The following is a 13,563-nucleotide window of genomic DNA, read 5'->3' on the forward strand; positions in this document are numbered from 1 at the left end:
GGCGCGGCGGCGGTGTTATCGTTCGTCTGAGTTATCAATCGATAACTGACGCACTCTTCCGGAGGTGCCGTCGACGATGACAGCCCCCACGACGTATCCCGATCTGGTCGCCGACCTCGAGCGCCGTCGCGCCGAGGCGGCACGCGGCGGGCCCGAGCGGGCGCGCGAGCGGCACACGGCGCGCGGCAAACTCCTCGCCCGAGACCGCATCGACACCCTGCTCGACGTCGGCAGTCCCTTCCTCGAGGTCGGCGCGCTCGCCGGGCTCGACCTGTACGAGGACGACTGCCCCTCGGGTGGTGTCGTCGCTGGCATCGGACTGATCCACGGCCGGCATGTCATGGTCGTCGCCAACGACGCGACGGTGAAGGGCGGCACGTACTACCCGATCACCGTCAAGAAGCACCTCCGTGCGCAGGAGATCGCCACCGAGAACCGCCTGCCGTGCGTGTACCTCGTCGACTCGGGCGGTGCGTTCCTGCCGATGCAGGACGAGGTCTTCCCCGACCGCGACCATTTCGGGCGCATCTTCTACAACCAGGCACGGATGTCTCGAGACGGCATCCCGCAGATCGCAGCCGTCCTCGGGTCGTCGACCGCCGGCGGCGCGTACGTGCCGGCCATGAGCGACGAGACGGTCATCGTCCGGAATCAGGGCACGATCTTCCTCGGCGGCCCGCCGCTCGTGAAGGCGGCGACGGGCGAGGTCGTCTCGGCCGAGGACCTCGGGGGCGGCGACCTGCACACGAAGGTATCGGGCGTCACGGACCACCTCGCCGAGAACGACGAGCACGCGCTGCAGATCGTCCGCGACATCGTCGCGACGCTGCCGGCTCCGGCGCCGCTTCGCGAGCAGCCCGAGCCCGTGACGGCACCGGCGGCGGATCCGACGACCCTCGTCGATGTCGTGCCCGTGGAACTCACGACGCCCTACGACGCCCGAGCGATCGTCGATCGGCTCGTCGACGCGGGCAGCTGGCACGAGTTCAAACGGGAGTACGGCGAGACGCTCGTCACCGGCTTCGCCCGCCTGCACGGGCACCGCGTCGGCATCCTCGCGAACAACGGCGTCCTGTTCGGGGAGTCGGCGCTGAAGGGTGCGCACTTCATCGAGCTGTGCGATCAACGCGGCATCCCGCTCGTGTTCCTGCAGAACATCACCGGATTCATGGTCGGCCGCGAGTACGAGTCGGCCGGCATCGCCAAGCACGGCGCGAAGATGGTGAACGCCGTGGCGTGCGCCTCGGTGCCCAAGCTCACCGTCGTCGTCGGCGGGTCGTTCGGCGCTGGCACGTACTCGATGTGCGGCCGTGCCTACTCGCCGCGGTTCCTGTGGCTGTGGCCGGGAGCGCGGGTGTCGGTCATGGGCGGTCCGCAGGCGGCATCCGTCCTCTCCACCGTCCGCCGCGAGCAGATCGAAGCGCGCGGTGAGGAGTGGTCGGTGGACGACGAGGCGGCGTTCCAGGCGCCGATCCGTGCGCAGTACGAGGCGCAGGGCAGCCCGTACTACTCGACCGCGCGCCTCTGGGACGACGGCATCCTCGCCCCCGCCGAGACCCGCGACGCCCTCGGCCTCGCGCTCGACGTCTGCCTGCGGGCCCCCTTCGATGCGCCGGGCTACGGCGTCTTCCGGATGTGATGCGCATGTTCTCCGCCGTCCTGGTCGCGAACCGCGGCGAGATCGCCTGCCGCGTCATCCGCACACTGCGGGAGCTCGGCATCCGCTCGGTCGCCGTCTACAGCGACGCGGATGCCGGTGCCCGCCACGTCGCGCTCGCCGACGAGGCCGTGCGGCTCGGGCCCGCGCCCGCCGCGCAGAGCTACCTCGACATCGACGCGGTGATCGCCGTGGCCGGAGCGACGGGGGCCGAGGCGATCCACCCCGGTTACGGGTTCCTGTCCGAGAACACCGCCTTCGCGGCGGCGTGCGAGCGGGCCGGGATCGTGTTCATCGGGCCGAGCGCCGACGCGATCCGCACGATGGGCGACAAGATCGCCGCGAAGCACGCCGTCGAAGCGCGCGGCGTACCCACGGTGCCCGGCGTCGCGCGAGCCGGTATGGCCGACGACGAACTCATCGCCGCGGCGCCCGAGGTCGGCTATCCGCTGCTCATCAAGCCGTCCGCGGGCGGCGGCGGCAAGGGGATGCACGTCGTGACGGATGCCGCGGCCCTCCCGGCCGCGCTCGCCGCCGCCCGGCGCGAAGCGGGCGCGAGCTTCGGCGACGACACCCTGTTCCTCGAGCGCTACGTCAACACCCCGCGGCACATCGAGGTGCAGGTGCTCGCCGATGCGCACGGCAACGTCGTGCACCTGGGCGAGCGGGAGTGCTCGCTGCAGCGTCGGCACCAGAAGGTCATCGAAGAGGCGCCGTCGCCGCTGCTCGACGAGGCGACCCGCGCGCGCATCGGGCAGGCCGCGTGCGAGACCGCGCGGAGCGTCGGCTACCGAGGTGCGGGGACGGTCGAGTTCATCGTGGCGGCGGACCGCCCCGACGAGTTCTTCTTCATGGAGATGAACACCCGCCTGCAGGTCGAGCACCCCGTCACCGAGGAGGTCACCGGCATCGACCTCGTCGCGGCGCAGCTGCGGATCGCCGCGGGGGAGGCGCTCGGGTTCGGGCAGGACGACGTCGTGCTCACGGGGCACAGCATCGAGGCGCGGGTGTACGCGGAGGATCCCGCGGCGGGCTTCCTGCCGACCGGCGGGCGCGTCGTGCGGGTCGTGCACCCGGTGGGCCCCGGCATCCGGGTCGACAGTGCCCTCGCCGACGGACTCGACGTCTCGGTCGACTACGACCCGATGCTCGCGAAGGTCATCGCGACGGGTGCCACCCGCGACGAGGCGCGGCGCCGGCTCGTCGCGGCGCTCGGCGATACCGCCGTGCTCGGGTTCGAGACGAACATCCCGTTCCTGCGGGCGCTGCTCGAGCTGCCCGCGGTCGCCGCCGGTGATGTCGACACGGGGCTCATCGCGCGGGAGCTCGACGGGCTCGTCGCCGCCGACGGCGAGGCCCCCTTCGCCGAAGCCGCCGTGCTGATGGATGCCGCGGTCCCGCGCACCGGCGATCCGTGGCGGCGCGCGGACGGCTGGCGTCTGGGCCCGCCCGCGCCGCGCCGGTACCGGCTCGTGTCCGGCGGGCAGGAGCGGACCGTGGAGCTGGTCGGCGAGGGGGTGATCGTCGACGGCGCGGCGGCCCCGGCATCCGTCCGTCCTGCCGGGGACCGGGTCGTCGTGCGGATCGGCGACCGGAATGTCTCGCTCGTCGCGGCGGTCGACGGCGACATCGTCTGGTTCTCGACGGGCGAACGCGCGTACGAGGTGCGGCGCGTGCGGCTCGACCATCGCCGCGACGCGGACGCGTCGGCCGTGCCCGAACTCGTCTCGCCCATGCCCGGTGTGGTCGTGATGACCTCGGTCGCCGACGGGGCCGAGGTCGCCGCCGGTGACGCGGTGGTGGTCGTCGAAGCGATGAAGATGGAACATGTGGTGAGAGCGGAGGTCGCGGGCACCGTGGCGCTGCGCGTCGCGACCGGCGACAGCGTCGGCCGCGGGCAGACCCTGGCCGTCGTGACCCCGACCCCGGAGGAGGACGCATGAGCGAGGAGACCCCGCGGCGCATCGTGCAGCGCGGGCTGTACTTCGACGAGCTCGAGGAGGGCGCGGTCTACGTCCACAGCCCGGGCCGTACCGTGACCGAGGCCGACAACGTGCTGTTCACGACGCTCACGATGAACACGCAGTCGCTGCACCTGGACGCCGCGTGGTCGGAGCAGACCGAGTTCGGCGACCGGCTGGTCAACAGCATGTTCACCCTGTCGACCCTCGTCGGGCTGTCGGTCGCGCAGCTCACGCAGGGGACGATCGTCGCGAACCTCGGCTTCTCGGAGGTGAGCTTCCCGGCGCCCGTCCGCCACGGCGACACGCTCTACGCCGAGACCGTCGTCGCCTCGAAGCGGGAATCGCGCTCGCGGCCGGGCCAGGGCGTCGTCGAGTTCGTGCACATGATGCGCAATCAGCACGACCAGGTCGTCGCGACTGCCCGCCGCTCGACCCTCATGCGGATGTCGCCGGGAGCGCCGGCATGAGCCTGGGCCCTGCGCTGCTGTTCTGCCCTGCCGACCGACCCGAGCGGTACGCGAAGGCGCTCGCCGTGGCCGATGCCGTGATCCTCGACCTCGAGGACGCCGTCGCGCCGGCCGAGAAAGCCGGCGCCCGCGAGGCGCTCGCCGCGGCGGACGTCGACGCGGCGCGCGTGATCGTGCGCGTGAATCCGGCATCCACTCCCGAACTCGAGCGCGACCTGGCGGCGCTGCAGGGCACGGGGTTCCGCCGGTTGATGCTCGCGAAGGCCGAGGAGACCGCCGAGGTCGACGGGCTCGACGGGTACCGGGTCATCGCGCTGTGCGAGACGCCGCGCGGTGTCGAGAACGCGGGCGAGCTGGCGCGGCATCCGCTCGTCGAGGGGCTCATGTGGGGCGCCGAGGACCTCGTCGCCGGGATCGGCGGGCGCTCGAGCCGCTTCGAGGACGGCCGGTACCGCGACGTCGCGCGCTACGCCCGCTCGCGCGTGCTGATCGCCGCGGCCGCTGCCGGGATCGATGCGATCGACGCGGTCCACCTCGACATCGCCGACACCGCCGGGCTCGAGGACGAGGCGCGGGATGCCGCGGCCTCCGGGTTCGCGGCGACCGCCTGCATCCATCCGTCCCAGGTCGAGGTGATCCGCCGCGCGTACGCGGCGACGCCCGAGGAAGTCGAGTGGGCCGAGGCCGTGCTCGACGAGGCGACGCGGCAGCCCGGGGTGTTCCGGTTCCGCGGGCAGATGATCGACGAGCCGGTGCTGCGGCAGGCGCGGCGGGCGCTGTCGCGATGACCACCTGGCGGGCGACGCAGAAGGCGAACCGCCGCGCGGAGCTCATGACCTCGGCGGCGCGGCTGTTCGCGGAGCGCGGGTTCGCGGCCGTGTCGACCGGAGACCTCGGCGATGCGGTCGGGATGAGCGGCCCCGCGCTGTACCGGCACTTCGCGAGCAAGGAGGCGCTGCTGTGCGACCTGCTGGTCGATGCGAGCGAACGACTGCTCGAGGGTGGGCGAGGGCTCACGTCGTCCGGCGGCGGGCCGCGGGAGGTCTTCGACGCGCTCATCGCCTTCCACCTCGATTTCGCCACGAGCGACGCCGACGTCATCCGCGTGCAGGATCGCGAGCTGGCGAACCTCCCCGCGGACGTCAACCAGCGGGTGCGCCGGCTGCAGCGCGAGTACGTCCGGGAATGGGATCGGCCGCTCGCCGCGCTCCGGCCGGACCTCGACGACGCCGAGCGCGAGACCCGGCTGCTCGCCGCGTTCGGGCTGTTGAACTCGACCCCGCACTCGGCCGCGCCCAGCGGCGAGCGGGCGGGCGGGATCCTGGCCGGGATGGCCCGCCGCGCACTGCTCGACGACTGACGCGCGCCGCGATGACAGGATGAGGGGATGCCGCACACCATCGTCCTCACCGGTGCCGGATCGGGCATCGGGCAGCTCCTCGCCCAGCATCTGACCGAGCGCGGCGACCGGCTCGTCCTCGTCGCGCGGGACGCCTCGCGGGCCGAGGACCTCGTCGCCGAGCACCCCGGCGCCGGCGCGATCGTCGCCGACCTCGCGCGGCCCGAATCGCTCGCGGCGGCGGTCGCGGCATCCGATCTCCCCGACGAGGTCGACGCGATCGTGCACGCCGCGGGCATCGTCGACCTCGGACACGTCGCCGATCTGACGGTGCAGTCGTGGCGAGACCAGCTCGCCGTCAATCTCGTCGCGCCGGCGGAGCTGACGCGCCTGCTGCTGCCGCGCGTGCGCGCCGCGCGCGGGCAGGTGCTGTTCGTGAACTCCGGCGCGGGGCTCACCGCCCACCCGCAGTGGGCCGCGTACGCCGCGTCGAAGCACGGGCTCAAGGCGCTCGCCGACGCGCTCCGCGGCGAGGAGGCCGAGCGCGGCGTGCGCGTCACGACCGTCTACCCCGGCCGCACCGCCACGCCGATGCAGGCGCAGGTCCACGCGCAGGAGGGCAGGGACTACGACGCGGATGCCTGGATCCAACCGGCATCCGTCGTCACCGCCGTCCTCGCCGCCCTCGACCTGCCCCGCGACGCCGTCATCACCGATCTGTCGGTGAAGCCCGGCCCGCGCTGACGATGTTTCGGATGGCGACGGTGGCGGATGCCGCGGCGATCGCCGCGATCCACGTCGCATCGCGCGCCGCGTACTACGGCGAGCACCTTGACCCGGCCGAGGCGGCGCGCGACCGGCAGCCGATGTGGCGGCGGCTCGTCGCCGAGGACGGGCGGGTCACCGTCGTCGCTGAGGACGAGGGGCCGACGGGGTTCCTGCACGTGCGGCTCGGGGAAACCGTCGAGTTGGTGAGCCTGTACGTCCGGCCGGAGCTCTTCGGCCGGGGCATCGGATCGGCCCTGCACGAGCGGTTCGACCGGATCCGCGGCGGTCGCCCGGCCGAGCTCGAGGTGTGGGACGGCAACGCGCGCGCGAAGGCCTTCTACGCCGCGCGCGGCTGGCGGGCGACCGACCGCACGCGCGACGGCGTCACCGGCATCCCGTTCGTCACCTGGTGCCTCGGCGACTGACGCGCCGGGTTCGCCTGTGATGTGCCGAGTGCAGGTTCAGCCCCGCATCCGGGGGTGTTCGGGGTCTGCCGGGGCTACTCAACCTGCACTCGGCACACGCGCGAACAGTCGCGGACCGTTCAGACGGCCTGCGGGTTCGCGAGCACACCCTCGAAGACGGCCTCGGCCGCGCCGATGAGCAACCGATGCTCGGCGAGGGCGGCGGGCAGGATCTGCAGATCCTCCCCGCAGGCCGGCATCGCCTGTGCCCGCACGGCCTGCAGGAGCGCATCGACGTCGAGCTCCGCGAGCACCGCGAGGAACCCCGCCCAGTACGATCGCCGACGGGTTCAGGACGTTGACCGCGTTCGCGAGAGCGGTGGCGAGGATGCGGCGCTGTCGGTCGACCTCTCCCGCGACAGACGGGGTGTCGGCGTGCGCTGCGAGTGCGTCGGCGAGCTCACGGTCGTCGCCGCGGGTCAGTCCCACGACCGACAGCAGGCGCGCGCGGCTGACCTCGTCCTCGAGCACACCGTCGCGGGCGCGGCGGTCGGCGAGGGTCGCGATGCCGGGCCGGTTCTGCCCGAACTCCCCGGCGTAGCCGCCGGCGCCGACCACCGGCATCCCGTTCACGATGATCCCGCCGCCGATGCCGCTCGCGCCGCCGTTGAGGTAGACCGCGTGGTCGATGCCGCGCGCGGCGCCGAACAGGTGCTCGGCGATGGTGCCGAGGGTCGCGTCGTTGCCGGTGACGACGGGGATGCCGGTGGCCCCCGCGACGAGGTCCCGGAGTGGCACGTCGACCCAGCCCAGGTGGGGCGCGTCGGCGGACGAGCCCGTCTTCGATGCGGACGAGCCCCGGGACCGCCAGGCCGACGCCCAGGATGCGGGCGTCCGCGAGTTCTGCGGAGTGCCACGCGGAGATCTGCTCGGCGATGAGCGCCGCGGTCCGTTCGGGGGTGAGGAGGCGATCCTGCGGCAGGACCACGACGGCGCGGATGTCGCGGTCGAGGCCGACGGCGGCGAGCTCGAGCGCATCTACCTCGGGGTTGACGGCGATCGCGACGACGGCGGGGTCGACGGCGACGACGGGGGAGGGGCGTCCCACGCGGTGGGACGGGTCGGGAGCGCGCTCGGCGACGAGACCGAACGACACGAGCGTGCCGACGAGGTCGGCGACGGTCGAGCGGTTGAGTCCGGTCGATTCGGTGAGGGCGGCACGCGACTGCGGCCCCTCGCGGTGCACGATGCGGAGGATGCTGCCCAGGTTCGCGCGCCGCACGGATTCGACGGTTCGCCCCTGATCGGTCACAGACCCCACGATAGCCACCGAAAGGGGTTTGTCGCCGCGGCGCGCCTGGTATACGTTGCTGACAACAACATTTTGTCCGGCTCGCGAAGGAGCGTCATGGTCACCCCCACCCCCGCAGACAAGTTCAGCTTCGGTCTGTGGACCGTCGGCTACAACGGCACCGACCCGTTCGGCGGCCCCACCCGTCCCCCGCTCGACGTCGTCCACGCGGTCGAGAAGCTCGCCGAACTCGGCGCATACGGTCTCACCTTCCACGACGACGACCTGTTCGCCTTCGGGTCGAGCGACGCCGATCGTCAGCGCGAGATCGACCGCCTGAAGGGCGCCCTCGACGCGACCGGCATGATCGTCCCGATGGTCACGACCAACCTCTTCAGCGCACCCGTCTTCAAGGACGGCGGCTTCACCGCGAACGACCGCGACGTGCGACGGTTCGCCTTGCGCAAGGTCTTCCGTCAGCTCGACCTCGGCGCCGAGCTCGGCGCCAAGACGTTCGTCATGTGGGGCGGCCGCGAGGGCGCCGAGTACGACTCGGCCAAGGACGTCCGCCAGGCGCTCGAGCGCTACCGCGAGGCCGTGAACCTGCTCGGCGACTACGTCACCGACAAGGGCTACGACATCCGCTTCGCGATCGAGCCGAAGCCGAACGAGCCCCGCGGCGACATCCTGCTGCCCACGCTCGGCCACGCGATCGCATTCATCGACTCGCTCGAGCGCTCCGAGCTGTTCGGCGTGAACCCCGAGGTCGGCCACGAGCAGATGGCGGGCCTGAACTTCACCGCCGGCATCGCCCAGGCGCTGTACCACGGCAAGCTCTTCCACATCGACCTCAACGGCCAGCGCGGCATCAAGTACGACCAGGACCTCGTGTTCGGTCACGGCGACCTGCACAACGCGTTCTCGCTCGTCGACCTGCTCGAGAACGGTGGCCCCGGCGGGGTCCCGGCCTACGACGGCCCGCGTCACTTCGACTACAAGCCGAGCCGCACCGAGGACGAGACCGGCGTCTGGGAATCCGCCGCCGCGAACATGCGCACCTACCTCCTCCTCAAGGAGCGCGCGCAGGCGTTCCGGGCCGACCCCGAGGTGCAGGAGGCGCTCGCCGCGGCGAAGGTCGACGACCTGTCGACCCCGACGCTGAACCCCGGCGAGAGCTACGACGACTTCCTCGCCGACCGGTCGGCCTACGAGGACTTCGACGCCGGTGCCTACCTCGGCGGCAAGGGCGCCGGCTTCGTGCGCCTGCAGCAGCTGGCGACCGAGCACCTGCTGGGCGCGCGCTGACGTGACGCTCGTGATGGGCGTCGACTCCTCGACGCAGTCCTGCAAGGTCGTCATCGTCGACGCCGCGACCGGAGCGATCGTCCGCTCCGGTCGCGCGTCGCACCCCGAGGGAACGTCGGTCGATCCCGAGGCCTGGTGGTCGGCCCTGCAGGGCGCGATCGCGGATGCCGGAGGCCTCGACGACGTCGCGGCGTGGTCGATCGGGGGTCAGCAGCACGGCATGGTCGCGCTCGACGCCTCGGGCGCCGTGGTGCGCGACGCGCTGCTGTGGAACGACACGCGCTCGGGGCAGGCGGCATCCGATCTCACGATCGAATTCGGCGCCGAGGAACTCGCGCAGCGCACGGGACTCGTGCCGGTCGCGTCGTTCACGATCACCAAGCTGCGGTGGCTGCGGGACGCGGAGCCCGGCAACGCCGCCCGGGTCGCCGCCGTCGCGCTGCCGCACGACTGGCTGACGTGGCGCCTGCGGGGCTTCGGGCCGGAGCGCCCGGACCTCGACGAGCTCGTCACCGACCGCTCGGACGCCTCGGGCACCGGCTATTGGGACCCCGCGTCGGGCGAGTACGACCGCGAGCTGCTCGCGGCCGCGCTCGGCCACGACGCGATCCTGCCGCGGGTGCTCGGTCCCCTCGAGTGGGTGACGGATGCCGGCGGTCGCCGCGTCGGCCCTGGTGCGGGCGATAACGCGGGAGCCGCTCTCGGTGTCGGGGCGACGGCGGGCGACGTCGTCGTGTCGATCGGCACGTCGGGCACGGTCTTCGCCGTCAGCGACACCCGCACGATCGATCCGACCGGCACGGCGGCGGGCTTCGCCGACGCGACCGGCCGGTTCCTGCCGCTCGTCGCCACGCTCAACGCCGCGCGGGTGCTCGATGCGACCGCCCGTCTGCTCGGCGTCGACCACGACGGTCTCACCGAGCTCGCCGCGGCGGCAGACCCCGGCGCCGGCGGCGTCGTGCTCGTGCCGTGGTTCGAGGGGGAGCGCACCCCCAACCTGCCGTCCGCGCGCGCGTCGATCGACGGGCTGTCGCTCGTGAACACGACGCGCGAGAATCTCGCCCGGGCCGCGATCGAGGGCATGCTCGCGGGACTCGCGACCGGTCTCGACGCGATCCGGGGCCTCGGAGTCACCGCCGAGCGCGTCTTGCTCGTCGGCGGTGCGGCGCGGAATGCGGCGGTCGCCGCCGTCGCTGCGCAGGTGTTCGACGTGCCCGTGGCGGTCCCCGCTCCCGGGGAGTACGTCGCGCAGGGCGCGGCGCGTCAGGCGGCGGCAGTGCTGGCCGGTGCGTGGCCGGCTTGGGCCGTCGCGATGGACCGGGAGGCGGCATCCGACCCCCGTCCGGAGGTTCGCGAGCGCTACGACGCCGTGGCCTCGAGGCGGGCGGAGGAGGCCCGATGACCCGTCGCGCGCTCATCGTCCGCGGCGGGTGGGACGGACACCACCCGATCGCCGCGACGGACATGTTCGTGCCGTTCCTCGAGCAGAACGGCTTCGAGGTCGCCATCGAGGAGTCGAACGACGTCTACGCCGACGCCGAGCGGATGTCGGGGGTCGACCTCATCGTGCAGGCGGTGACCATGTCGTCGATCTCGGACGATGCCGTCCGCGGTCTGCGAGCGGCGGTCGAGGCGGGGGCGGGACTGGCCGGGTGGCACGGCGGCATCGCGGATTCGTACCGGAACAGCTCCGACTACCTGCAGCTCGTCGGGGGTCAATTCGCGACCCATCCCGGGCGCCACCCCGAGGACAGACCGGGAGACGAGCGCGACAACTACCTCGACTACACGGTCCAGATCACGGGTCTCGGGCGCGACCACGAGATCACGGCCGGCATCGAGGACTTCACGCTGCACACCGAGCAGTACTGGGTGCTCCACGACGACCTCATCGACGTCCTCGCGACCACGACGCACCCCACGCAGGAGTACCACCCCTGGCACCGGCCGATCGTGAGTCCCGCGGTCTGGACCCGGCTGTGGGGCGAGGGGCGCGTCTTCGTCGCGACGCCGGGCCACACGCCCGAGGTCCTCGCCGATCCGAACATCCGCACCATCGTCGAAAGGGGCCTGCTGTGGGCAGCCCGCACGCCGTAGGGATCGTCGGTCTCGGCGTCATCTCGAGTCAGTACCTCGACCTGTTCGCGCAGAGCTCGTCGATCCGGGTCGCCGCGGTCGCCGACCTGCGGCCGGATCGCACGGCGGAGGTCGCCGCCGGCATCCCCGGCGCGCGAGCGCTGACGGTCGACGAACTCATGGCCGACTCCGAGGTGCAGACGGTCGTCAACCTGACCGTGCCCGCCGCGCACGCGCAGGTCGCGCACGCCGCGATCGCCGCAGGAAAATCGGTCCACGGGGAGAAGCCGCTCGCGCTGAGCGTCGCAGAAGGGCAGGCGGTGATGGATGCCGCGACCGCTGCCGGCGTGCACGTCTCGGCCGCGCCCGACACGGTGCTCGGCACCGGCATCCAGACCGCCCGTCGCCTCATCGACGACGGGGCGATCGGGCGGCCGGTCGCGGCCAGCGCGACGTGGGTGTCGCCGGGTCACGAGCTGTGGCATCCCGCCCCCGGGTTCTACTACGCACCCGGCGGGGGACCGCTGTTCGACATGGGGCCGTACTACCTGACGAGCCTCGTCCACCTGTTGGGACCGGTCGTCGCCGTCACCGGGGCCGCCCGCCGGGCCCGCGCCGAGCGCACCATCGCGACGGGACCGCGCGCCGGCGAGCGGATCCAGGTCGAGGTCGACACGCATGTGAGCGGGCTGCTCGAGCACGCGGGCGGGGCGGTGTCTACCGTCGTCACGAGCTTCGACGCCGTGAGAACCGCGGCCCCGCCGATCGAGGTGCACGGCGAGCGGGGCTCGCTGTCGGTGCCCGATCCGAACATGTTCGACGGCGAGGTCCGCCTCGCGGCGCTCGGCGAGGACGACTGGCGGCCGGTTCCGGCCTCGGCAGGCTACGAGAGTTCCGGCCGGGGGATCGGTCTGATCGACGCGGTCTCGTCCGGAGGAGCCGGTCGAGCCGGCGGCGCGGTCGCGCTCCACGTCCTCGACGTCATGGAGAGCCTCCTGCGCTCCTCCGCCGAGGGGCGACGTCTCGAGATCGGCACGACGGTGGAGCGGCCGTCCCTGGTCCCGCTCACCGCTGCTGCGGACTGGACGCGCCTCGGCGACTGATCCGCCCTGCCCTCGCGAACGCCGCCCCGCCGACAGGCCGGGGCGGCGTTCGCGTGTGACCGGAACGGATGTTTGACGGGTCCGCCCCCGCGCGTTATCTTCATATCGAAGCGGTTCGACGCCCGTCGCGGAAGCGCTTCGATCACGAAGGAGTGAGATGACCCGGCACACGCGTGAGCGCCTCGAACGGCGCGACCGATGACACAGCAAGCGATCGTCACCGAGGTTGCGGCCACCACGATCGAAGAGAAGACGCCTCCGCGCGCGGAACGCCGGGTCTCCAAGAACCGCCGCTCGTTCCGGATGTTCCTGTGCATCGTCCCTTTCCTGGTGCTCGTCTTCCTCTTCTCCTACTTCCCGCTCTACGGCTGGATCTATTCGCTGTACGACTACCGCCCGGCGCTCGGGCTCGCCGGCAGCGACTTCGTCGGGCTGCAGTGGTTCCAGCTCCTCGTGAGCTCGCCGACGCAGGTCGCGCAGGTCGGGCAGGTCCTCGCCAACACGCTGGCGATCAGCTTCCTCGGCATCGCCACCTCGGTCCTGCCGCTGGCGTTCGCGATCTTCCTCAACGAGATCCGGGCGCCCTGGTTCCGCAACGCCGTCCAGACGCTGACGACCCTCCCGAACTTCATCTCATGGGTCCTCGTCTACATGATCGCCTTCTCGCTCTTCTCGAGCTCGGGGCTCGTCAACGGCGTGCTGAGCGACGCGGGTCTCATCACGACGCCGGTGAAGTTCCTCGACACCGATCAGAACGTCTGGCTCACGATGACTCTGTGGTCGGTCTGGAAGGGGCTCGGCTGGGGCGCGATCATCTACCTCGCTGCGATCGCCGGCATCGACCAGTCGCTCTACGAGTCGGCCGAGATCGACGGCGCGGGGCGCTTCCAGAAGATGTGGTACATCACGGTGCCGCAGCTCATGCCGACCTACCTCGTGCTCCTGCTCCTGTCGATCGCGAACCTGCTCAACAACGGCATGGAGCAGTACTTCGTCTTCCAGAACGCCTTCAACAAGGAGTACATCCAGGTCCTCGACCTGTACGTCTACAACATCGGCATGACGGGCAACAACCTGTCCATGGCGACGGCGATCGGCATGCTCAAGAGCCTCATCTCCGTCATCCTCCTGTTCACCGTCAACGGCATCGCCAAGCGCGTCCGCGGCGAATCCATCGTCTGAGGCAGGA

12 protein-coding genes and 1 pseudogene are annotated in these 13,563 nt (G+C 71.9%); 12 read left to right on the forward strand and 1 reads right to left on the reverse strand.

Annotation, left to right across the window (positions count from 1 at the left end; all coding sequences use genetic code 11):
* Positions 1–76 precede the first annotated feature (76 nt).
* The 7 genes from QE428_RS06885 to QE428_RS06915 are packed head-to-tail and all read left to right on the forward strand — an operon-like array spanning position 77 to position 6,620.
* The gene (locus QE428_RS06885; RefSeq protein WP_307467367.1) at positions 77–1,639 is read left to right on the forward strand and encodes a carboxyl transferase domain-containing protein; all 1,563 of its coding nucleotides are present in this window, start codon (positions 77–79) and stop codon (positions 1,637–1,639) included.
* Positions 1,639–3,600, forward strand: a complete 1,962-nt coding sequence (locus QE428_RS06890) for an acetyl-CoA carboxylase biotin carboxylase subunit (protein ID WP_307467369.1) — start codon at positions 1,639–1,641, stop codon at positions 3,598–3,600. The genes QE428_RS06885 and QE428_RS06890 overlap by 1 nt, the downstream gene beginning before the upstream one ends.
* The gene (locus QE428_RS06895; protein WP_307467372.1) at positions 3,597–4,088 is read left to right on the forward strand and encodes a MaoC family dehydratase; all 492 of its coding nucleotides are present in this window, start codon (positions 3,597–3,599) and stop codon (positions 4,086–4,088) included. The genes QE428_RS06890 and QE428_RS06895 overlap by 4 nt, the downstream gene beginning before the upstream one ends.
* Complete coding sequence (locus QE428_RS06900; protein ID WP_307467375.1) at positions 4,085–4,876, forward strand: CoA ester lyase; 792 nt, start codon at positions 4,085–4,087, stop codon at positions 4,874–4,876. Before QE428_RS06895 ends, QE428_RS06900 begins: the two co-directional genes overlap by 4 nt.
* On the forward strand, positions 4,873–5,448 hold the full coding sequence (locus QE428_RS06905) for a TetR/AcrR family transcriptional regulator (protein WP_133398718.1): 576 nt from the start codon (positions 4,873–4,875) through the stop codon (positions 5,446–5,448). The genes QE428_RS06900 and QE428_RS06905 overlap by 4 nt, the downstream gene beginning before the upstream one ends.
* Positions 5,449–5,475: 27 nt before the next feature.
* Positions 5,476–6,171, forward strand: a complete 696-nt coding sequence (locus QE428_RS06910; RefSeq protein ID WP_307467380.1) for an SDR family oxidoreductase — start codon at positions 5,476–5,478, stop codon at positions 6,169–6,171.
* 11 nt (positions 6,172–6,182) lie between these two features.
* The gene (locus QE428_RS06915; protein WP_307467383.1) at positions 6,183–6,620 is read left to right on the forward strand and encodes an N-acetyltransferase; all 438 of its coding nucleotides are present in this window, start codon (positions 6,183–6,185) and stop codon (positions 6,618–6,620) included.
* Between the two features lie 119 nt (positions 6,621–6,739).
* On the opposite strand, the pseudogene QE428_RS06920 reads toward QE428_RS06915, so the two are convergent.
* Positions 6,740–7,920, reverse strand: a pseudogene (locus tag QE428_RS06920) (ROK family protein).
* An 87-nt stretch (positions 7,921–8,007) separates the two neighbouring features.
* Here QE428_RS06920 and xylA point away from each other — a divergent pair.
* The 5 genes from xylA (at position 8,008) to QE428_RS06945 (ending at position 13,556) form a co-directional block, all read left to right on the forward strand.
* A complete protein-coding gene (xylA, locus tag QE428_RS06925) occupies positions 8,008–9,195 on the forward strand; it encodes a xylose isomerase (protein ID WP_307467386.1) in 1,188 nt (395 codons plus the stop codon).
* 1 nt (position 9,196) lies between these two features.
* A complete protein-coding gene (locus QE428_RS06930) occupies positions 9,197–10,597 on the forward strand; it encodes a xylulokinase (protein WP_307467389.1) in 1,401 nt (466 codons plus the stop codon).
* The gene (locus tag QE428_RS06935; protein WP_133398714.1) at positions 10,594–11,292 is read left to right on the forward strand and encodes a ThuA domain-containing protein; all 699 of its coding nucleotides are present in this window, start codon (positions 10,594–10,596) and stop codon (positions 11,290–11,292) included. Before QE428_RS06930 ends, QE428_RS06935 begins: the two co-directional genes overlap by 4 nt.
* Positions 11,271–12,374 carry a Gfo/Idh/MocA family protein gene (locus QE428_RS06940; protein WP_133398713.1) on the forward strand — a complete coding sequence of 368 codons (1,104 nt, stop codon included), beginning with the start codon at positions 11,271–11,273 and terminating at the stop codon, positions 12,372–12,374. Before QE428_RS06935 ends, QE428_RS06940 begins: the two co-directional genes overlap by 22 nt.
* A 198-nt stretch (positions 12,375–12,572) precedes the next feature.
* The gene (locus QE428_RS06945) at positions 12,573–13,556 is read left to right on the forward strand and encodes a sugar ABC transporter permease (RefSeq protein WP_091359131.1); all 984 of its coding nucleotides are present in this window, start codon (positions 12,573–12,575) and stop codon (positions 13,554–13,556) included.
* The last annotated feature ends 7 nt before the right edge of the window (positions 13,557–13,563 follow it).

Origin of the sequence: Microbacterium sp. SORGH_AS_0505 (assembly GCF_030818715.1) — a bacterium.
In the GTDB taxonomy this organism is placed as follows: Bacteria; Actinomycetota; Actinomycetes; order Actinomycetales; family Microbacteriaceae; genus Microbacterium.

What these genes read in the sequence shown, in the direction of transcription:
- QE428_RS06905 (WP_133398718.1), top strand. Translation starts at nt 4,873, where the DNA reads ATGACCACCTGGCGGGCGACGCAGAAGGCGAACCGCCGCGCGGAGCTC.
- QE428_RS06945 (WP_091359131.1), top strand. Translation starts at nt 12,573, where the DNA reads ATGACACAGCAAGCGATCGTCACCGAGGTTGCGGCCACCACGATCGAA.
- xylA (WP_307467386.1), top strand. Translation starts at nt 8,008, where the DNA reads ATGGTCACCCCCACCCCCGCAGACAAGTTCAGCTTCGGTCTGTGGACC.
- QE428_RS06910 (WP_307467380.1), top strand. Translation starts at nt 5,476, where the DNA reads ATGCCGCACACCATCGTCCTCACCGGTGCCGGATCGGGCATCGGGCAG.
- QE428_RS06900 (WP_307467375.1), top strand. Translation starts at nt 4,085, where the DNA reads ATGAGCCTGGGCCCTGCGCTGCTGTTCTGCCCTGCCGACCGACCCGAG.
- QE428_RS06915 (WP_307467383.1), top strand. Translation starts at nt 6,183, where the DNA reads ATGGCGACGGTGGCGGATGCCGCGGCGATCGCCGCGATCCACGTCGCA.
- QE428_RS06890 (WP_307467369.1), top strand. Translation starts at nt 1,639, where the DNA reads ATGCGCATGTTCTCCGCCGTCCTGGTCGCGAACCGCGGCGAGATCGCC.
- QE428_RS06885 (WP_307467367.1), top strand. Translation starts at nt 77, where the DNA reads ATGACAGCCCCCACGACGTATCCCGATCTGGTCGCCGACCTCGAGCGC.
- QE428_RS06935 (WP_133398714.1), top strand. Translation starts at nt 10,594, where the DNA reads ATGACCCGTCGCGCGCTCATCGTCCGCGGCGGGTGGGACGGACACCAC.
- QE428_RS06895 (WP_307467372.1), top strand. Translation starts at nt 3,597, where the DNA reads ATGAGCGAGGAGACCCCGCGGCGCATCGTGCAGCGCGGGCTGTACTTC.